Here is an 18,014-nt window from a genome sequence, read left to right as displayed (position 1 = left end):
CAAAGCTCGAGGGCCTGAGTCCGGTGCAGTACCGGGCTCAGGCCCTCGCGGTTTAGGCTCTTACTTGGCCAGTCCAACTATCGGGGACCAGTTCAAGTTCCGGTGCCCCTTTATTGCGTCCGTGGGTCGATCAGATCGGTGTGGGCAGCTCGCTGCAGTCCATCATCGCCTCGCCCGCGACCGCGAGCGCACTGCCGAATGCGCCGCACAGGATGCGGCCGCCGAACAGCAGGCGGTCGAGGTTGGGCAGGCCGGCCGAGCCGGTGCCGGAGGAGCCGGTGGTCTCGAGGCCGGTGGTGGAGCCGCTCTGTGCCGATCCGGATTCGGGCTGAGTGCTGGGCAGGCCGAAGTCGTCGTGGGGGGCCTGCGCCGTGAAGTCGGTGAGGGGCAGGCCGGGTGAGGCCGCCGCGGTACCCGCGACAGGGCCGAGCACGGTGGCGGCCGCGAGGATGGCGACGACGGTGGAACGCTTCATCAAGGGGTCTTTCCGGTCGAGCGGTGACGCGATGGCGAGATCTGCCCCACATCTGGGCAGCGGTCCAAAGTGTAGCGGCCGAACGTGACGTGCGTCATGGTGGTGAGGGTTATCCGGTGGCGGCCAGGCCCGGTTCGTCGCGGTGGATCTCGGAGGCGACGCTCAGGTGGTCGACGACCACCCTGCGCGCGCCGCAGCGGCAGCGCTGATAGGCCACGACGCCCTCGCTGGTCCGGTGACGCGACTCGATCTGCCAGGTGTGTTCGGGGTGGCTGTTCATGATTCGAGTCTGATGTAATGGCATTGTGCATTACAACCATTACGGGCGTGAGCCGGTGCTGCTGGGCGTCGACCTGCTCAACGATCCGTGTTCGAGTGCCGAGGAGTTGGCGCGGCGCTGCGTGGGTGCCGGCTTGGTGCTGAGTACGCCGGTGTCCGAGGGTGATCTCACGGCGGTGACGGCCTTCCTGGGGCGTTGGCGCGGGGTGGTGGAGTGCGCGGACCGTGCCGAGCGGGCGGCGCTGCTCAATGTGTTGCTGGCCGAGTACGCGTCGCCACCCCGCCTGACCGACCACGTGGGCGACGGCTGGCATCTGCACTTCCGTGACCCCGGGGTGGCGACGGACCGTCAGATCGCCGCCTTGATCACCGTCGGCACCGCATTGCACCTGACCGGGCTCGGGATGGACCGCCTCGGCGCGTGTGCGGCGGACGGGTGCTCGCGGGTGTACGCCGACACCTCGCGCAACGGCAGGCAACGGTTCTGCAGCCCGGCTTGCGCGAACCGGTCCGCCGTCAGAAGGCACCGGGCAAGCCGAGTGGTCGCCGACGGCCGTCCCGCCGAGGTCGGACCGTAGCCACGGCTTCACATTGTTCGTCGAACGCCCCGAGTCCGGTGGCGGCGGGGCCTGCCGCCGACAGGGCTCGACCCCGCGCCCCGGGGGCGGTCCGTCAACCCCGGACGGGAAAATTGGCGCGCAAGACGTTTCGCGGGTCGCGTGCTTGCTTGATCTCGCGCAGGCGGGTCAGGGTGGCCGTGTCGAAGGCGGCTTCGGCGGATTCGCCGGGGGCGAGGAACGTGTAGGGCTTGCTGCCGGTGATGTGGGTGCCCAGGTCGTCGACGATCGTGGCGAAGGCGGTCTCGACATCGCCGACGAGGTGGGGGAGACCGAGGCCGAGTAGGTAGAGGGCGTACGGCTCGGTGACAGGGCCTCGGGCGCCGCGATCGCGAGTGATGTCGGCGAGGGCGCCGCCGAGGGCGCGGATCTGAATGTTGAGCAGGGGTGCGACCGGTGCGTCGACGAGCGTTTTGACGACCGTGTCGCCCAAGTCGGTGAGTAGTTCGCCGCGCGAGAGCGACGGCCCGGGGTCGGTGGGCTCGGCGGTGATGGTGCCGATCCTGTCGGGGGTCATGGTGGTGCGGGTGTCGCAGAGCGCTCCGGTGACAGTGTCGAGGCGGCGGGTCAGGTCTCGGCCCGGTGCTTCGTCGCCGAGGTAGGCGAAATCGATCGCGACGGTCGGGGCGGCGCCGGGGATCTGGTAGCGCTGCAGCCACACCGAGAGCTGCGGCGGGGCATCGGCGGTGAGTTCGGTGAAGACGTCGAACACCTCGTGGGTGCGGTCGGCCGACCAGCTCACCCGACCGCCGTAGAGCTGTGGCAATTCGAACAGATCGATCTCGAGCGCGGTGACGATCGCGAAGTCACCTCCGCCGCCCCGTAGCGCCCAGAACAGCTCGGGATCGGAGTCGGCGCTCACCCGGCCGCGCCGGCCGTCGGCGTCGACGATCTCGAACGCGCGGACCGCGTCGGCCGCCCAACCGTGTTGACGGGCGAGCCAGCCGAAGCCGCCACCGAGGGTGTATCCGGTGACGCCGACCACGGGGTTGCTGCCCGCCAGGCCGCTGAGGCCGTGTGCGGCGGCCGCGGCCTGCACGGCACCCCACTGGGCGCCGGAGCCGATGCGGGCCACCCGCTGGGCCGGGTCGACGGCGACGGTGTCGAGTCTGCCGGTGCGCACGAGGATCGCGTCGTCGATGTCGCCGGTCGCGCCGTGGCCGGTGGGCTGGGTCACGACCGTACGGCCGGCGCGGTTCGCGTAGCGCACGACGTTCGCGAGATCGTCGACGTCGGCGACCTCGACGACGGCCGCCACCGACTGGGCGATCGCGGTGTTCCAGGGGCGGGCGGTGAGGTCGAAGGCCGGATCTCCCGGCAGGAGAACGTTTCCCTGGATCTCGGTGCGCAGATCGTTGATGCTCATACCCGGTAGACGAAGCAGGGAACGCGAGTGTGACATCCGGCCCGAGCAGCAAAGAAGGCCCGGTCCAACAGGACCGGGCCTTCTCTTCGGGGTGACCGACGGGACTCGAACCCGCGACATCCAGGATCACAACCTGGTGCTCTACCAACTGAACTACGGTCACCATCACCGGTGAATCACCGGCGCCGTCGATATTAGCGTGTGTGTAGCGTCAACCCCTAATCCGCTGGTAGAGGGCTCGAACCGGTGACATCCACGGCATCGGTGGCTGCTTGCGCGGCGGCGGCGATCTCGGTGGTCGAGGGCCCGGGCAGCGGGACGAACGCGGTGCGGCGGTAGTACTCGAGTTCGCGGATGGATTCCTTGATGTCGGCCAGCGCGCGATGAGCCAGGCCCTTCTCCGGCTGACCGAAGTAGATGCGCGGGTACCAGCGGCGGCACAGTTCCTTGATCGAACTCACGTCGACCATCCGGTAGTGCAGGTGCGCGTCGAGTTCGGGCATGTCGCGGGCGATGAAGCCGCGGTCGGTACCGATGGAGTTACCGCACAGCGGCACCGTGCGCGCGGTGGGCGCGTACTCGCGGATGTAGTCGAGTACCTGCTGCTGGGCCTGCTCGAGGGTGACCGTGGAACGTCGAACCTCTTCGGTCAGACCGGATTTCGCGTGCATGGTGGCGACGACCGGTGGCATGCAGGCCAGGGCGGCGTCGTCGGCGTGGATGACGATGTCGACACCGTCACCGAGAATGTTGAGGTCGCTGTCGGTTACGAGCGCGGCGATCTCGATCAGCTTGTCGCTGTCGAGACGGAGCCCCGTCATTTCGCAATCCATCCAGACCAGGAGTTTGTCTGACACGGGAGTCACCCTAACGGTGGGTCCGCGCACCCGGACGGCAGGTGTGTCGCGCGGGCGAGGCGCGCGGGGTTTGCCGACGACATCCCTCGATGTTCGCCGACCGGGTGACCGGCACGGATACAGTTTGCCTGGAATTCCCCGACGATGTTTCGAGCATTTCTTGCGTACGTGCCAGTGAGCAGACGGAGGACGCGCGAATGACCACCCCACAGGAGAAAGCGGCAGCGGCACGCAAGGCGGCCGAAGACGCGGCCCGGGTCGCCGCCGAGGCCATGGCAGCCGCGGAGGCCGCCGAACGGGAGGCCGCGGCGGCGACCGAGGAATCGACCACTGGGAACAGTGAATCGGCGACCGCGGGTGGTGAGCCCGCTCCCTCGGCGGCACCGAGTGATCCGGCGGCAACAGGCCCGGCAGCGGAGATCGCCGCGGGCTACGCCTTCGGGGGGCCGGCGGTGGAACTCGGCACGGTGATGGTCGACGGGGTGGCCGATCCTGCTGCGCGCGTGCGTATTCCGCTGCGGATGATGAACCGGCACGGACTCGTCGCGGGAGCCACCGGTACCGGAAAGACCAAGACCCTGCAGGGCATCGCCGAACATCTGTCTCGCGCGGGCGTGCCCGTGGTGATGGCCGACATCAAAGGTGATCTGTCGGGCCTGAGCGAGCCGGGCGCCGATACCGAGAAGATCCGGGCGCGCGCGGCGCAGACCGGCGCGACCGATTGGGCCCCGGGTGCGTTTCCCACCGAGTTCGTCTCGCTCGGCACCGGCGGCATCGGGGTGCCGATCCGGGCGACGATCACCTCGTTCGGCCCGATCCTGCTCAGCAAGGTGCTCGGCCTCAATGACACCCAGGAATCGACGCTGGGCCTGATCTTCCACTGGGCCGATCAGCGCGGCCTCGCCCTGCTGGATCTGAAGGATCTACGCGCGGTGATCACCCATCTGACCAGTCCCGAGGGCAAGGAAGACCTCAAGGGCATCGGAGGCGTGTCCTCGCAGACGGCGGGGGTGATCCTGCGGTCGCTGGTGAACCTGGAAGCCGACGGGGGCGATACGTTCTTCGGCGAACCCGAACTCGATCCGGCGGATCTGCTGCGCTCCGCGGGCGGGCTCGGCGTGATCACGCTGTTCGAGCTCGGCCGGCAGGCGGCGCGACCCGCATTGTTCTCGACGTTCTTGATGTGGGTGCTGGCCGATCTGTTCCAGACGTTGCCCGAGGTGGGCGACGTCGACAAGCCGAAGCTGGTGTTCATCTTCGACGAGGCCCACCTGTTGTTCGCCGAGGCGTCCAAGGCGTTTCTGCAGCAGGTCGAGCAGACGGTGAAGCTGATCCGGTCCAAGGGCGTGGGTGTGTTCTTCTGCACACAGTTGCCCACCGACATCCCCAACCCGGTGCTCTCCCAGCTCGGCGCCCGCGTGCAGCACGCCTTGCGCGCCTTCACCCCTGATGACCAGAAGGCGCTGTCCAAGACGGTGCGTACGTATCCGAAGTCGTCGGTGTACGACCTGGAAGAGGCACTGACCTCGCTCGGCACCGGCGAGGCGATCGTCACCGTGCTCTCGGAAACCGGTGCGCCCACTCCCGTCGCCTGGACCAAGATCGCGCCACCATGCTCGCTGATGGACACGATCGGCGACGACGCGATCAGATCGAAGGCGCTGTCGAGCGCGCTGCACGGCAGATACGGGCAGAGTGTCGACCGGGAATCGGCCTACGAGATGCTGCTGGCCAGCATGGCCGCGGCCGAACCGGCAGCGGAATCCGTGCCGGCCCCGGGGCGTTCGGCGTCCCAGCCGGAGCAGGACTCGGCGGCCGAGCGGATCATGACGAACCCGGCGGTGAAGAGTTTCCTGCGTTCGGCGGCGAGTGCGGCCGGGCGCGAGATCAGTCGCAGCATTTTCGGCACCCGTCGCAGGTGAGCGAGCGCGGCCCGTCGATCGGCGGGCCGGGGTGTCGATTCGCGGGTCCCGTCGCGCAGGTCGTGCGAGCCATCGCCGACGTCACTGTGCCGACTCGCGCGTCAACAGGTCGGCGGTCGTCTCTCGGCGGAGCAGCAGGTCGGTCCGGCCGTGGGCGACCGCGACGACCGGCGGACTTCCTCCTGCTCGATACCCCGCCCCGCACGGGTGGTAGGCGCCGGTACACGGCACCGCGAGGACCTCGCCCGCACGCAGATCGGCGGGTATCCGGACCTCGTCGGCGATGAGCTCGCCCGCCGCCCCGTGTCTGCCCACGACCGACGCGGCGAGCTGAGGCCCGGCCGGATGCCGGTTGACGACGAGTGCGGTGCCGACGCCGTGACCGGCCGAATCGCCGTCGACGATCACGCACGTGCCACCGTTTCCGACCTCGGTGACGGCGAGCACCCGGTACAGCGTGACGCCCGCGCGCGCGACGATCGCGCGCCCCGGTTCCATCGTGAGGACAGGGCGCGGGAAATGATGGCGCGCGCAGCCCGCGTCGAGTGCGTCGTCGAGGATGTCGGCGAGTTCGCGCAGGTCGATGTCGGCACCGCCGCTGCGGGCGGCCACCGCGTGCCCGCCGCCGATATCGAGATGGGTGAGCAGGACGGCATGCTCGGTGTGGATTCGGGCCATCACGCCGATCATTCGGCGGATCGCCTCGGCATACAGGTCGGGGTCACGGATCTGTGCGCCGAGGTGGCAGTGCAGCCCGGACAGGATCAGCTTCGGCTGCGCGATGATCCGGGCCACGGCCGCCGCGCAGGAATCGCCGCCGAGGGGGAACCCGAATCGCGAGCCTCCCGGTACCTCGATCCCGGGCGCCACCCGCAACAGCACCTGTTGTCGGCGCGTGGCGAGCGAGGCGAGCAGGGTGATCTCGGTGAGCGAGGAGACGACGATGCGGCCGATTCCCGCGGTCACCGCGGCCCGGAGTTCGTCGAAGGGGGTTCCGTTGCCCTGCAGGATGATCCGGTGTGGATCGATGCCCGCCGCGAGGGCCACCTCGAGCTCGCCCGCCGAGCCGACCTGCACTGCCAGGCCCTCCTCGGTGACCCAGCGGGCCACGGCGCGCAGCATGAGCGCGGTGCCCGCGTAGACAATCTCGGTGTCGGGAAAGAGCTCGCGGTAGACGCGGCAGCGACGCCGCACCTCGGTTTCGTCGAGCACACGCACGGGAGTGCCGTACTGGTCGGCGATGTCGTGCAGTGCCACGCCACCGAGGGTGACCCGGCCGTCGCCGTCGTAGTGGGTGTCGGTGGGCCACACCGTGGGGTCGAGCCGGGGCACCGCACTCGCACGCAGGGAAGGGAAGATATCGAGCAACGTCACGGTGGTCTCCTCCAGGAGGACGCCCCCGCACTCGGACGGCGGGGCCACTTCCATGACTACGCCGTCCGCGAGCTCGTGAACTCGGTGTTTACGGGTCCTTGACCACCCGGCGACCGAACCTGACGAGTTGCTGACGTGCGCTCAGCTGCCCAGCTTCTTGTAGAACGCGCCCGCGATCGGGGCGGTGAACGAGCGGGGGCCGTAGTTGCCCGCGACGCTCATGCCTTTGCTGATCAGGCCAGGGACGATGCGCATCTTGTTGCGGGCCAGCGCGTCGATGGAGACCTTGGCGGTGTACTCCGACGACACCCAGAGGAAGTCGGGGACCATCTTGTCGACGATCGACTGGTCCTCGGGGGCAGGGGTCTCGGTACGGACCGGGCCGGGCGCCAGCAGAGTGACGTTCACGCCGCTGCCCTTGAGCTCACCGCGCAGCGACTCCGAGAAGGTGTTGGCGAACGCCTTCGACGCCGCGTAGGTGGCGTTGTTCGGGATGGGCATATTGCCCGCGGCCGAACCGCTGATCAGGATTCCGCCCGTCTTGCGCTCGATCATGCCGGGCAGCACGGCCAAGGTCAGGTCGTGCACGGCGGTGGCGTTGAGTTCCATCTGCACACGCTCGTAGGCGAAGTCGAGCTCGGCGACCGGGCCGAACGTCGCGACACCGGCGTTGTTGCACAGCACGGCGATATCGCGGACCGCGAGCTCGTCGACCAGGCCTGCCCGCTGCGTGCGATCGGCGAGGTCGACCGCGCGGATCTCGGCGGTGATGCCGTGGGCCAGGGTCAACCGCTGGGCCAGCTCGGCGAGGATCTCACCGCGGCGCGCGACCAGGATCAGCGAATAGCCGCGCCCGGCCAGCTCGGCGGCCAGCGCCGTGCCGATGCCGGAGGATGCGCCGGTGACGACGGCACGGTTGTCTGCAGTGGGGGAGGGCAAGCTCACGAGGGGAGCTTAGGGGATCGGCCGTGGTCGTGTGATGCCCGCGTCGACCACCGGTGCGCGGTGAGCGGGCGTCGGTGGATCGCCGGAATACCGGTGACCCGGCAATAGCATGGGGGCCGTGGCTGAGGACCAGGTGTTCGGAATGGGCGACGACCCGCTGGCCGAGCCGACGTGGCCCGCGCTGACCGAAGACGAGATCGCTCGCGCGATCGCCGCGACGTGGCGCGGATCGGCGCTCGCGGCGATCGAATGGCGCGGGGCGCGACCTTTGTCGTCGACAGTGGGGGTGCGGTTGGACGACGGGCAACGGCTGGTCGTGAAGCGGATGCCGGTGCGATTGCGTGACGGGGCCGCGCTGGCCGAGGAGCACCGGTTCATGGCGCATCTGCGTGACCGGGGTGTCCCGGTGCCCGAAGTGCACGCCGCCGTGGGTGCCTGGGCGAACCCCTCCCGTGCAGGCGAGGTAATCGAGGGCACCCCCGCTGCGGGCGATCCCGCGTCGGACGAGTTCGTGTACGAGGTACATCGTGGCGGGCCCGGGGAGGATCGGTATCGCGCGGACTTCTCGTGGTCGCCGTATCGCGCGATCGACGATGCGGTGGGCGCGGGCGTGATGCTGGGCCGATTACACGTCGCCGCAACGGGTTTCGACGCTCCCGCTCGACCCGCCCGGCCGTTGGTGGCGAGCATGCACGGTGATGTGGTGAGCGCGTTCGAGTGGCATATCGCTCGCCGACCGTCTGTCGCCCGCTTCCTGGGTGAGAGGAACTGGCGCGCGGAGGTGCCCGAGCTGCGAGTCGGCCTCACCGGCGTGCCGCGCCTGTGGACGCACGGGGACTGGCACCCGACCAACCTGCTGTGGGAAGACCACGAGGTGACCTCGGTGATCGACTTCGGGCTGGCGGATCGGACCACGGCCGTCTTCGACCTCGCCACCGCCATCGAACGCACCGCGGTCGACTGGGTGTCGCTGCGCGACGGCGGCTGCGCCCATGTGCGCACCGACCAGATCACCGCGTTGATCGAGGGCTATCGATCGGTGCGCCCCTTGTCGGCCGCCGAGCAGAGGCTGCTCCCCGACCTGCTCCCGCTGGTCCACGTCGGCTACGAACTCTCGGAAGTCGACTATTTCCTGACCGTCGCCCACGACTCGCGCAATGCCGAAATCGCCTACTACGACTGGCTTCTCGGCCATCTGCGCTGGTACGAAACCACCGATGGCCGCGACCTTCGTGACTTGATCCGCGATGTAGCCCTCAACTGAGCCGGCATTCGTTCCGAAAGCCGCGGTCATCGGACCCGAGCCAGTTGCTGGACTACGGCCGATACCGGCCCGGTCGAAGCCGATCCACCGTCCGAGACCTTCGCGGGGTCGGCACCCGAACGAAACACCGCCCCGCGCCGGATGCGAGTTCGGCGCGGGGCGGTGCGGCGGTCGTCCGTCGCGTCGGACGACCGGGTTTCGGTTGCTTACAGGCGTGCGGCCAGGCGCGTGCCCTGGGCGATCGCGCGCTTGGCATCCAGTTCCGCGGCCAGGTCGGCACCGCCGATGAGGTGCAGATCCACGCCCGCGGCGCGCAAGGGCTCTTCGAGCTCGCGCACGGATTCCTGTCCGGCGCAGACGATCACATTGTCGACCTCGATCACGCGGGGGTTCTCGCGCTTCTCGCCGAAGCTGATGTGCAGCCCGGCGTCGTCGATGCGGTCGTAGTTCACGCCGCCGACCTGCTCGACGCCCTTGGCCTTGAGGGCCGCGCGGTGCACCCAACCGGAGGTCTTGCCGAGGTCCTTGCCGAACGGAGTCGACTTGCGTTGCAGCAGCACGACATCGCGGGCCGCGGGGGAGGGCTTGGGCTTGCGGAGCTGGCCGGGAGCCTGCTCGTTCTCGGAATCGACGCCCCACTCCTCTTTCCACTCGTCGAGCTTGAGCGTGGGATGCCCTTCCACTGTGAGGTATTCGCTCACGTCGTAGCCGATACCGCCCGCGCCGATCACCGCGACCTTCTTGCCCACCGGCTTCTCCTGCTTCACCAGTTCGGCATAGGACAGCACCATCGGGTGGTCGATACCGGGGATGTTGGGGATACGCGGACGCACACCGGTGGCCAGGATCACCGAGTCGTACTCGCCCGCGATCAATTCCGCGGCGCTGATGCGCTTTTCGAGGTGCAGGGTGACGCCGGTGAGGTCGATCTTGCGGCGGAAGTAGCGGATCGACTCGTCGAACTCCTCCTTGCCGGGGATGCGGCGGGCGATGTCGAACTGACCGCCGATCTTGTCGTCGGACTCGAACAGATCGACATGATGCCCGCGCTCGGCCAGGCTCACCGCGGCCGAGAGCCCGGCCGGTCCCGCGCCGACGACGGCGATCCGCTTCGCCCGACGAGTCGGCAGCAGATTCAACGTGGTCTCGCTACCCGCGCGCGGGTTCACCAGGCACGACACCTTCTTGTTGCCGAAGGCGTGGTCGAGGCAGGCCTGGTTGCAGGCGATGCAGGTGTTGATCTCGTCGGCCCGGTCACTCTGCGCCTTGTTGGCCCATTCGGCATCGGCCAGCAGCGGGCGGGCCATGGAGATCAGCGCCGCGTCGCCGCGAGTCAGGATCTCCTCGGCGATCTCGGGCATATTGATCCGGTTCGACGCGCAGACCGGGATGTTCACCTTGCGCGCGATCTTGGCGGTGAACTCCACGAACGCCGCGCGCGGCACCGACGTGACGATGGTGGGCACCCGCGCTTCGTGCCAGCCGATATCGGTATTGAGGATGTCGACGCCGACAGCTTCCAATTCCTGGGCCAGGGCGACGATCTCGTCGAAGGTCTGCCCCTTCTCCACGAGTTCGGCCATCGACAACCGGAACACGATGATGAAATCGGGACCCACCTCGGCACGGATGCGCCGGGCGATCTCGACGGGCAGCCGACGCCGGTTCTCCGGTGTTCCGCCCCACTTGTCGGTGCGCTTGTTCACTCGCGGCGCGAGGAACTGGTTGAGGAAGTAGCCCTCACCGCCCATGATCTCGCAGCCGTCGTACCCGGCGAACTTCGCCAGGCCCGCACAGCGCGCGTAGTCGTCGATGGTGCGCTCGACACCTTTCGACGACAGCGCCCTCGGCTTGAACGGATTGATCGCGGACTTGATCGCCGACGCCGAAACACTGGTCGGCATATACGAATAGCGCCCCGCGTGCAGGATCTGGATGGCGATCTTGCCGCCCTCGGCGTGCACCGCCTTGGTGATCGTGCGATGCCGGTAGGCCTCGGTCTTGTTGGTGAGTTTGCCGCCGAGCGGTAGCAGCCAGCCGGTGCGGTTGGGGGCGTAACCGCCGGTGATGATCAGGCCGACGCCGCCGCGGGCCCGTTCGGCGAAATAGGCAGCCAACTTGTTGGTGTCCCAGGCGCGGTCTTCCAGGCCGGTGTGCATGGAGCCCATGACCACGCGGTTGCGCAGCGTGGTGTGGCCGAGGTCGAGTGGCTCGAACAGATGGGGATAGGCAGTCATGGGCGATGTTCACCTTTTCGCGGTCGCAGGGCCTGCAGTACTTCGTCGCACCATTCGAGGTAGCCGGACTCCGCGCGGATGCCCGCGCGAAGCACCAGATACTGGTGCAGAGCGGTGCCGGAGAGCTGGTCCGGCACCGGGAAGAATTTCTTTTCGCTGAGGCGGTACTCGTCGAGCCGCTGGGCGTGCTGGGCGCGATGGCGCGCCACCTCGGCGCAGACGGCATCGATGTCGCCGTACGCGGCGGCGCGGATCTTCACGCCCAGTTCGTCGCGGGCGGGGGTGGCGTCGGTGGGCTCGGCGAGCCAGCGGGCGATCTCGGCCCGACCGGCCGCAGCCACCGAGTACACCTTCTTGTCGGGCTTGCCCTGCTGATTCACCGATTCGACGGTGACCCAGCCGGAGGACTCCATCCGCTTGAGAACGCGGTAGATCTGCTGGTGGGTGGCACTCCAGAAGTAGCCGATCGACTTGTCGAATCGGCGTGCGAGCTCATACCCCGAGCCGGCCCGCTCGGTGAGCGAGACCAGTAGCGCGTGCTCCAGTGCCATGAGGTCAGGGTATCCGGAACGCTGGGTACTATGCAACCAGGTTCATATGAATCGATCACGACCCTCAAGCGGTGACGCGGATGCACGGCGTTATGAGCGGCGAGGGTGTTGGATCGCCGTTACTCTTCGGCCTATGACCGAGGTGAGCGCGGCCGAGACCGTCGGCGAGGCGGCCGGACGTGGGCAGGTAGTGGCGTGGGGGCTGTGGGACTGGGGCTCGTCGGCGTTCCAGGCCGTGACGCTGACCTTCGTGTTCTCGGTGTATCTCACCGATAAGGTCGGCAAGGACCTGCCGGGGTCGATCGGGGCGAGTGCGTGGCTGGGCTGGGCGCTGGCCGCGGCGGGACTGGTCGTCGCACTGACAGCGCCGGTCTGCGGGCAGTACTTCGACGCGGTCGGCTCACGTAAACGGGCCCTGGCTACCCTGACCGCGCTCACGGTCGGCGCGATGTCGCTGATGTTCTTCGTCCGCGACGACTATCACGACCTGTGGTTGGGTTTGGCCCTGCTCGCGTTCGCCTCCGCGGTCTTCGAGCTCGCCGGTGTGCCCTACAACGCGATGATGCGGCAGGTCTCGACGCCGGCCACGGTCGGGCGGGTCTCCGGATTCGGCTGGGCGATGGGCTATTTCGGTGGCATCGTGCTGTTGTTGATCTGCTACGTGGGTTTCCTCGCCGGTGACGGCGACACCCGTGGACTGTTCGGGATACCCACCGATCAGGGGCTCAACGTCCGCCTGGTCGTGGTGCTCGCGGCCGTGTGGTTCACGGTGTTCGCGCTGCCGGTGCTGTTCGCGGTGCCCGAGATGCCGCGCACCGGCGCCGACCCCGGCGCGGCGAAGGTCGGGTTCGTCGGTTCCTACCGGGTGCTGTGGCGAGACGTGCGGGAGCTGTGGGGTCAGGATCGGCACACCGTGTACTTCCTGCTGGCCAGTGCGGTGTTCCGTGACGGGCTGGCGGGGGTGTTCACCTTCGGTGGGGTGCTCGCGGTGACGGTGTACGGCTTCGCCGCCGCCGATGTACTGCTGTTCGGGATCGCGGCGAACGTCGTCGCGGGCGCGGCCGCGATCGTCGCCGGACGGTTCGACGATCGCCTAGGGCCCAAGCGGGTGATCGTGGCGTCACTGGCCGGGATGCTCGTGTGCGGTGTCGCGCTGCTGATGGTGTCGGGCTCGACGATGTTCTGGATCTTCGGCCTTGCGCTCACCGTGTTCGTCGGGCCCGCGCAAGCCTCGGCGCGTTCGTTCCTCGCGCGCATCGCACCGCCGGGGCGGGAAGGTCAGCTGTTCGGCCTGTACACCACGACCGGGCGGGCCGTGTCGTTCCTGGCACCTGCCCTGTTCGGGCTGTTCGTCTGGGCTTTCCACAGTGACCGCGCCGGGATCGCCGGACTCCTCGTCGTCCTGGCGGCGGGGCTGGTGGTCCTGCTCCCGGTTCGCGCGCCGGCCCGCGTGGCGTCCTCCGCTATGTGACGTATCACCGATGAGGCGGCGCCGCATTGTGTGAACGCCCGTGCTCTGAGTTCAGCTCGCGTTTTTGGGTACCCAGCCCGCGATGCCCAACGCGATCAGGCGCATCTGCATGACGGTGCGTTCCACGATCGCCGATTCCTCACGGGAGGTGGACGCGACGAACGCAGCAATACCGTCGGTGACAGTGGTGACCAGTAGATCCGCGGCGATCTCCAACTCGGTGGTGCTCCACGAGTCCAGCGCACGCAGCCGCGACAGATCGGCGACGATCTCGCGCACGATCAACTGCATCTCCATCGCGATGGCCTGACGCAGTGCGGCAGGCCCACCGTGACGCTCGCGAATGAGGAAACCGAACAGGGCGCGTTTGGCGCGTACCTGCTCGAACACGAAGCGCACGGTATCGGCGAGATGAGCATCCGGCTTGCGCCTGACCTCGCGCAATGCCAACCGCAGCGCGGTGACGCCCTCGTCGACGATGGTCGCGCCGAGATCGTCGAGCGACGCGAAGTGGCGGTAGAAGGCTGTGGGCACGATGCCGGCGGAACGGGCGATCTCACGCAGGCTCAATGCCGCGAATCCGCGCTCCGAGGCCAAGGCCAGGGTGCCCTCGAGCAAGGCTGCCCGAGTATGCGCTTTGCGCTCGTTGCGGGTTCCTGCCTGCTCAGTCACATCGGTGAGCATACATCCGTTCACCATAGCGGCCTTTGTCATTATGTTGTCCGCCTCACATTATTGCCGGTTGACAGCGGCCCGGGGTCATCGGGCACACTAGTGAGTGTACAGACGTGCACTGAAATTTGAAGCGCACATCGAAGGACTTCGCAGAGGGGCAACACGACATGGTGGGACTGATCGATCTGGTGCAGACGTTGACGACGCCGCACCCGCTGGACCGGTACCTCGAGCTCGTCAGCCCCGGGCTCACCGCCCGGGAGCTGCGCGCCGAGGTCACTCATGTTTCGCACGCGGTGCCCGGCTCGGTGACGCTCACCCTGCGCGCCTCGCGGCAGTGGCGCGGCCACGCCGCCGGTCAGTACGTTCAGATCGGCGTCTCGATCGACGGCGTGCGCCACACCCGCTGCTACTCGCCGATCGACCCGGAGAGCCGGGGTGACCGCTACCTGCAGCTCACCGTCAAGGCGCACCCGGGCGGGCTGGTGTCGAACTACCTGCACGCCAACGCGAAGCCCGGCATGGTCGTCGACCTGGCGCCCGCCTCCGGTGTCTTCCGTCTCCCCGAGCAGCGGCCCGACAAGGTGCTGCTGGTCAGCGGCGGCAGCGGCATCACGCCGGTACTGTCGATGCTGCGTACCCTCGACGCCGAGGGGTACTCGGGGGAGGTCACCTTCCTGCACTACGCGCGTCAGCCCGAAATGGTGCCGCACCGTGCGGAACTGTCCTCGATCGCGCAGCGTCGCGCCAACTTCCGTATCGAATACCGGTACCCGGTCGAGCCGGGCACGGTGATCGACGGTGAAACCTCCACCGGCAGTGGGTTCTTCGACTACGACGAGCTCGAGCGGGTCGCACCCTGGTTCGCCGACGCGCAGACCTTCGTGTGTGGGCCGCCGCCGCTGATGCGGGCGGTCAAGACGATCTTCGAAGCCGAGGGTCTCGAAGATCGGGTGCTCAGCGAGGAGTTCACGCTCACCACGATCCCGACCGACCCGTCCGAGGCCACCGGCACCATCACCTTCTCCGACAGCGACGTCGCCGCCGACAACACTGGAGCAACGCTGCTCGAGCAGGCCGAAGCATCCGGCCTGACCCCGGAGTACGGCTGCCGCATGGGGATCTGCTTCTCCTGCACCGCGACCAAGGTCTCCGGCTGCACCCGCAACGTGCGTACCGGCGAACTCGACGCCGACCCCGACAAGCCGATCCAGATCTGCATCAACGCACCTGTCGGCGACGTCGACATCGCCATCTAGACAAACGATTACCAGAAACAACAAGAGGAGATACAGCCATGACGATCCTCACCGAAGGTAAAGACGGCCCGGTCATCCTGAGCCCGGATCAGGTCGAAGAGCTCGGCGCCGCGCTCGACGCGCTGCGCGCCCGCGTCGTGGAAGACCTCGGCGAACGCGACCGCGACTACATCTACAACATCATCAAGACCCAGCGTGGCTTCGAGATCGCCGGCCGCGGTCTGATGTACCTGGGCTTCCTGCCGCCGTTCTGGCTGGCCGGCGTCGCCGCGCTCGGTGTGTCGAAGATCCTCGACAACATGGAGATCGGCCACAACGTCATGCACGGCCAGTACGACTGGATGCGTGAGCGCGGCATCAACTCCCGCGAGTTCGACTGGGACACGGTCTGCCCGGCCGACCAGTGGAAGCACTCGCACAACTACATGCACCACACCTACACCAACATCCACGAGATGGACCGCGACATCGGTTACGGCATCCTGCGTATCGATGAGGGCCAGAAGTGGCACCCGTACTACCTGGGCAACCCGGTGTACGCGTTCCTGTTGATGATGCTGTTCGAGTGGGGCGTGATGATGCACGACCTCGAGGCCGACAACATCATCAAGGGCAACCGCAAGTGGTCCGACGTCAAGCCGCTGCTCAAGGGACAGGGCAAGAAGGCGGGCAAGCAGGTCCTCAAGGACTACGTGATGTTCCCGGCGCTGACCGGTCCGCTGTTCCTGCACACGCTGGCAGGCAACGTGGCCGCGAACCTGGTGCGCAACGTGTGGACCTACTCGATCATCTTCTGTGGTCACTTCCCCTCGGGCGTGCAGACGTTCACCAAGGAGGAGACCGAGGTCGAGACCCGCGGTGAGTGGTACGTGCGCCAGATGCTCGGCTCGGCCAACATCAAGGGCTCGCGGCTGTTCCACATCATGTCGGGCAACCTGTCGCACCAGATCGAGCACCACCTGTTCCCGGATCTCCCGGCGAACCGGTACCCGGAGATCGCGCCCGAGGTGAAGGCGCTGGCCGAGAAGTACGGCCTGCCCTACAACACCGGTCGTTTCTCCAAGCAGATCGGTTCGGTCTGGGCCAAGATCTTCCAGCTCTCGCTGCCTGATCGTTTCGTGAAGAGGGCGCCGAAGCCTGGTGTTATCGTTATGCGTAATCAGCCGGAATCCTCCCCTGTGAGCGGGTAAATGGTCGGGAAATTCGAGAGCAACAAGGACCTTGTCCAAGAGTTGACGTCTTCCGGTGCGCATCGGGTCGGCAATATCGTCGGCCTGATCACCGGAACCGTCGCCGGAGTCGCCCGCGAGATCGGTGAGTTCATCACCGACGCGATCGAGATGAAGGAAGCCGCGGCGGCCGCTCGTCGTGACGCCGAGAACGACGCGGCTTTCCTCGAGACCGACACCGAGGTCGTCGACCTCGACGCTCCGGCCGAGGGCGACCTCGGCGCGGCGACCTTGTTCGACGATCCGGTCGAGGGCGACAAGGCCCCGGCACACGAGGAAAAGGCCCCGATCACCGGCGACAAGGCCTGATTCTCACCACACCGGCAGCCGCCTGCGGTGCTCGGTGACATCGGTGATCAGGTCCCGGTAGCCGTCGGTCAGTTCGGCAAGACGACACCACTGCAGATGGGTGCGAGCCTCCCGCTGCCGTGGTGTCGTCGGCGTTTGTGCGGGCCCGGCCATGGCCTGCTGGGCGGCTACCCACTTCGCGGCCATCCGGTCGATCACCGCGCCCAAGGTCTCGGTGTGCAGCGAGGCGCCGTCACGGTGTTCGACATGGGTGGCCACCCAGTCGTCGATGTGGGCGATCAGCGCGACGCGGTCGTCGTCGATGTCGTCGACCAAGCGCGCGCATGCCGCGCCGGTGCTGTTCGACGCGGCGGGGTCGCGTGCTTGCTCGAGGGCTCTGCGCCGACGTTCGTGACAGCCGGCCAGGTTTCTCGCGGCGTCGAGAACGCGGTGTCGCGTCGGGTCGGGGTGGTCGGTTTCGAGGAACGCTCGCAACAGTGCCGACGGTGTCGGAAACTGTGCGGCGCCCAGGCGATGGCCGTGATCGATCGGCATGGTGGCTGCCCCTGACAACGCTGTGTACACGGATACGCCAGGGCCGAGGAGAAGGTGTGGGCCGCTCCCCGGCACCGGCGTAGCCCCGCCCGGGCGTCGACGAAAGTCCGCGACGCTGCGGTGAGGAAGACGGCCCGGGGAAAATCGGGACCCTTTCAGGAAAGCGCGATCCGGCTGCGGCGCGCAATAGTATGGTGTACAAACTCGGCGGTCGGCAGGAATTGTTATCCATCGTCACGGCCGGGTCTCCCCGTGGGCACTCCGTGGTCACCGCGGTGGCATATTTCCGGCAATCATTTCGGCGCCACATGCACTAATGTCGATAATTGTGCCCGCCTACGTGTCCTCGCCGGAGCTGACCTTCGGGTTCCTGTTCGCGCTGGAAGCCCCAGAGCGCATCGCCGATGTCGTGCGCGGCCTCATGGAACGTCGTGCGGTATCGGTGTTTCGGCTCGCTCGACTGTCCGACGACGACGGCCCGCCCGAGCGCTACGTCGTGAACTGGGCCGCCATCCCGCAGATTTCGATCACCACCGGCGCACCCGACGACGAGGAACTGCGCACCCAACGGATCATGCTGGTCAACGCCTTCCTCGGCGAGGGCGGCGAGGTGAGCATGTACGCGGGAAACCCCGACGGGCCGAGCTGAA

The 18,014-nt window shown here is 67.6% G+C and carries 18 protein-coding genes and 1 tRNA gene; 8 read left to right on the top strand and 11 right to left on the bottom strand.

Annotated features, from left to right (window positions below; translation table 11 throughout):
• Positions 1–130 precede the first annotated feature (130 nt).
• Entirely contained in the window at positions 131–475 is a 345-nt protein-coding gene (locus tag ACFWUR_RS22940) for a hypothetical protein (RefSeq protein WP_378909442.1), read from the bottom strand.
• Positions 476–584: 109 nt separating this feature from the next.
• The gene (locus ACFWUR_RS22935; RefSeq protein WP_378909440.1) at positions 585–755 is read right to left on the bottom strand and encodes a hypothetical protein; all 171 of its coding nucleotides are present in this window, start codon (positions 753–755) and stop codon (positions 585–587) included.
• A gap of 25 nt (positions 756–780) precedes the next feature.
• Here ACFWUR_RS22935 and ACFWUR_RS22930 point away from each other — a divergent pair, with 25 nt between their 5' ends.
• The gene (locus ACFWUR_RS22930) at positions 781–1,332 is read left to right on the top strand and encodes a CGNR zinc finger domain-containing protein (protein ID WP_378909438.1); all 552 of its coding nucleotides are present in this window, start codon (positions 781–783) and stop codon (positions 1,330–1,332) included.
• A 94-nt stretch (positions 1,333–1,426) separates the two neighbouring features.
• On the opposite strand, the gene ACFWUR_RS22925 is transcribed toward ACFWUR_RS22930, so the two are convergent.
• From ACFWUR_RS22925 to orn, 3 genes are all read right to left on the bottom strand, one after another.
• Complete coding sequence (locus ACFWUR_RS22925; protein WP_378909437.1) at positions 1,427–2,737, bottom strand: FAD-binding oxidoreductase; 1,311 nt, start codon at positions 2,735–2,737, stop codon at positions 1,427–1,429.
• Positions 2,738–2,827: 90 nt separating this feature from the next.
• Positions 2,828–2,900, bottom strand: a tRNA-His gene (locus ACFWUR_RS22920).
• Positions 2,901–2,955: 55 nt separating this feature from the next.
• Positions 2,956–3,594, bottom strand: a complete 639-nt coding sequence (orn, locus tag ACFWUR_RS22915) for an oligoribonuclease (protein WP_378909436.1) — start codon at positions 3,592–3,594, stop codon at positions 2,956–2,958.
• Between the two features lie 197 nt (positions 3,595–3,791).
• Here orn and ACFWUR_RS22910 point away from each other — a divergent pair, with 197 nt between their 5' ends.
• Positions 3,792–5,516, top strand: a complete 1,725-nt coding sequence (locus ACFWUR_RS22910; protein WP_378909434.1) for a helicase HerA-like domain-containing protein — start codon at positions 3,792–3,794, stop codon at positions 5,514–5,516.
• 81 nt (positions 5,517–5,597) lie between these two features.
• On the opposite strand, the gene ACFWUR_RS22905 is transcribed toward ACFWUR_RS22910, so the two are convergent.
• Together ACFWUR_RS22905 and cmrA are read right to left on the bottom strand one after the other, a co-directional pair.
• Entirely contained in the window at positions 5,598–6,890 is a 1,293-nt protein-coding gene (locus ACFWUR_RS22905; RefSeq protein WP_378909433.1) for a diaminopimelate decarboxylase family protein, read from the bottom strand.
• Between the two features lie 141 nt (positions 6,891–7,031).
• Positions 7,032–7,835: a mycolate reductase gene (cmrA, locus tag ACFWUR_RS22900; RefSeq protein WP_378909432.1), complete on the bottom strand. Its 804-nt coding sequence runs from the start codon at positions 7,833–7,835 to the stop codon at positions 7,032–7,034.
• Positions 7,836–7,953: 118 nt separating this feature from the next.
• On the opposite strand from cmrA, the gene ACFWUR_RS22895 reads away from it, so the two are divergent.
• Entirely contained in the window at positions 7,954–9,099 is a 1,146-nt protein-coding gene (locus ACFWUR_RS22895) for a phosphotransferase enzyme family protein (RefSeq protein ID WP_378909431.1), read from the top strand.
• A 206-nt stretch (positions 9,100–9,305) separates the two neighbouring features.
• Here the strand turns inward: ACFWUR_RS22895 and ACFWUR_RS22890 are convergent, their stop codons facing one another.
• Both ACFWUR_RS22890 and ACFWUR_RS22885 read right to left on the bottom strand, forming a co-directional pair.
• On the bottom strand, positions 9,306–11,336 hold the full coding sequence (locus ACFWUR_RS22890) for an FAD-dependent oxidoreductase (protein ID WP_378909429.1): 2,031 nt from the start codon (positions 11,334–11,336) through the stop codon (positions 9,306–9,308).
• Entirely contained in the window at positions 11,333–11,887 is a 555-nt protein-coding gene (locus ACFWUR_RS22885; protein ID WP_378909427.1) for a PadR family transcriptional regulator, read from the bottom strand. Before ACFWUR_RS22885 ends, ACFWUR_RS22890 begins: the two co-directional genes overlap by 4 nt.
• Before the next feature lie 133 nt (positions 11,888–12,020).
• On the opposite strand from ACFWUR_RS22885, the gene ACFWUR_RS22880 reads away from it, so the two are divergent.
• Positions 12,021–13,358, top strand: a complete 1,338-nt coding sequence (locus ACFWUR_RS22880) for an MFS transporter (protein WP_378909425.1) — start codon at positions 12,021–12,023, stop codon at positions 13,356–13,358.
• Between the two features lie 51 nt (positions 13,359–13,409).
• Here the strand turns inward: ACFWUR_RS22880 and ACFWUR_RS22875 are convergent, their stop codons facing one another.
• Positions 13,410–14,057: a TetR family transcriptional regulator gene (locus ACFWUR_RS22875; RefSeq protein ID WP_378909449.1), complete on the bottom strand. Its 648-nt coding sequence runs from the start codon at positions 14,055–14,057 to the stop codon at positions 13,410–13,412.
• Between the two features lie 143 nt (positions 14,058–14,200).
• Between ACFWUR_RS22875 and ACFWUR_RS22870 the strand changes: the two genes are divergently transcribed.
• The 3 genes from ACFWUR_RS22870 to ACFWUR_RS22860 are packed head-to-tail and all read left to right on the top strand — an operon-like array spanning position 14,201 to position 16,830.
• A complete protein-coding gene (locus tag ACFWUR_RS22870) occupies positions 14,201–15,292 on the top strand; it encodes a ferredoxin reductase (RefSeq protein WP_378909424.1) in 1,092 nt (363 codons plus the stop codon).
• A gap of 38 nt (positions 15,293–15,330) precedes the next feature.
• Positions 15,331–16,482, top strand: a complete 1,152-nt coding sequence (locus ACFWUR_RS22865) for a fatty acid desaturase family protein (protein WP_378909423.1) — start codon at positions 15,331–15,333, stop codon at positions 16,480–16,482.
• On the top strand, positions 16,483–16,830 hold the full coding sequence (locus ACFWUR_RS22860) for a hypothetical protein (protein ID WP_378909421.1): 348 nt from the start codon (positions 16,483–16,485) through the stop codon (positions 16,828–16,830).
• Between the two features lie 3 nt (positions 16,831–16,833).
• Here ACFWUR_RS22860 and ACFWUR_RS22855 read toward each other — a convergent pair whose 3' ends face one another.
• Positions 16,834–17,364: a DUF4254 domain-containing protein gene (locus tag ACFWUR_RS22855; RefSeq protein WP_378909420.1), complete on the bottom strand. Its 531-nt coding sequence runs from the start codon at positions 17,362–17,364 to the stop codon at positions 16,834–16,836.
• A 328-nt stretch (positions 17,365–17,692) separates the two neighbouring features.
• Here ACFWUR_RS22855 and ACFWUR_RS22850 point away from each other — a divergent pair, with 328 nt between their 5' ends.
• Complete coding sequence (locus ACFWUR_RS22850; RefSeq protein ID WP_378909419.1) at positions 17,693–18,013, top strand: hypothetical protein; 321 nt, start codon at positions 17,693–17,695, stop codon at positions 18,011–18,013.
• Position 18,014 lies beyond the last annotated feature (1 nt).

Source organism: Nocardia sp. NPDC058633 (genome assembly GCF_042717045.1).
Classification (GTDB): Bacteria; Actinomycetota; Actinomycetes; order Mycobacteriales; family Mycobacteriaceae; genus Nocardia.
Note: the sequence above shows the minus strand (reverse complement) of the source record. Positions and strands in the feature narration are given on the sequence as shown.

Bases quoted from the DNA above. Each gene is read 5' to 3' on its own strand.
- ACFWUR_RS22875 (WP_378909449.1), bottom strand. From the start codon at position 14,057: ATGGTGAACGGATGTATGCTCACCGATGTGACTGAGCAGGCAGGAACC.
- ACFWUR_RS22885 (WP_378909427.1), bottom strand. From the start codon at position 11,887: ATGGCACTGGAGCACGCGCTACTGGTCTCGCTCACCGAGCGGGCCGGC.
- ACFWUR_RS22910 (WP_378909434.1), top strand. From the start codon at position 3,792: ATGACCACCCCACAGGAGAAAGCGGCAGCGGCACGCAAGGCGGCCGAA.
- ACFWUR_RS22855 (WP_378909420.1), bottom strand. From the start codon at position 17,364: ATGCCGATCGATCACGGCCATCGCCTGGGCGCCGCACAGTTTCCGACA.
- ACFWUR_RS22935 (WP_378909440.1), bottom strand. From the start codon at position 755: ATGAACAGCCACCCCGAACACACCTGGCAGATCGAGTCGCGTCACCGG.
- ACFWUR_RS22940 (WP_378909442.1), bottom strand. From the start codon at position 475: ATGAAGCGTTCCACCGTCGTCGCCATCCTCGCGGCCGCCACCGTGCTC.
- ACFWUR_RS22865 (WP_378909423.1), top strand. From the start codon at position 15,331: ATGACGATCCTCACCGAAGGTAAAGACGGCCCGGTCATCCTGAGCCCG.
- ACFWUR_RS22890 (WP_378909429.1), bottom strand. From the start codon at position 11,336: ATGACTGCCTATCCCCATCTGTTCGAGCCACTCGACCTCGGCCACACC.
- ACFWUR_RS22925 (WP_378909437.1), bottom strand. From the start codon at position 2,737: ATGAGCATCAACGATCTGCGCACCGAGATCCAGGGAAACGTTCTCCTG.
- ACFWUR_RS22860 (WP_378909421.1), top strand. From the start codon at position 16,483: ATGGTCGGGAAATTCGAGAGCAACAAGGACCTTGTCCAAGAGTTGACG.
- ACFWUR_RS22880 (WP_378909425.1), top strand. From the start codon at position 12,021: ATGACCGAGGTGAGCGCGGCCGAGACCGTCGGCGAGGCGGCCGGACGT.
- ACFWUR_RS22870 (WP_378909424.1), top strand. From the start codon at position 14,201: ATGGTGGGACTGATCGATCTGGTGCAGACGTTGACGACGCCGCACCCG.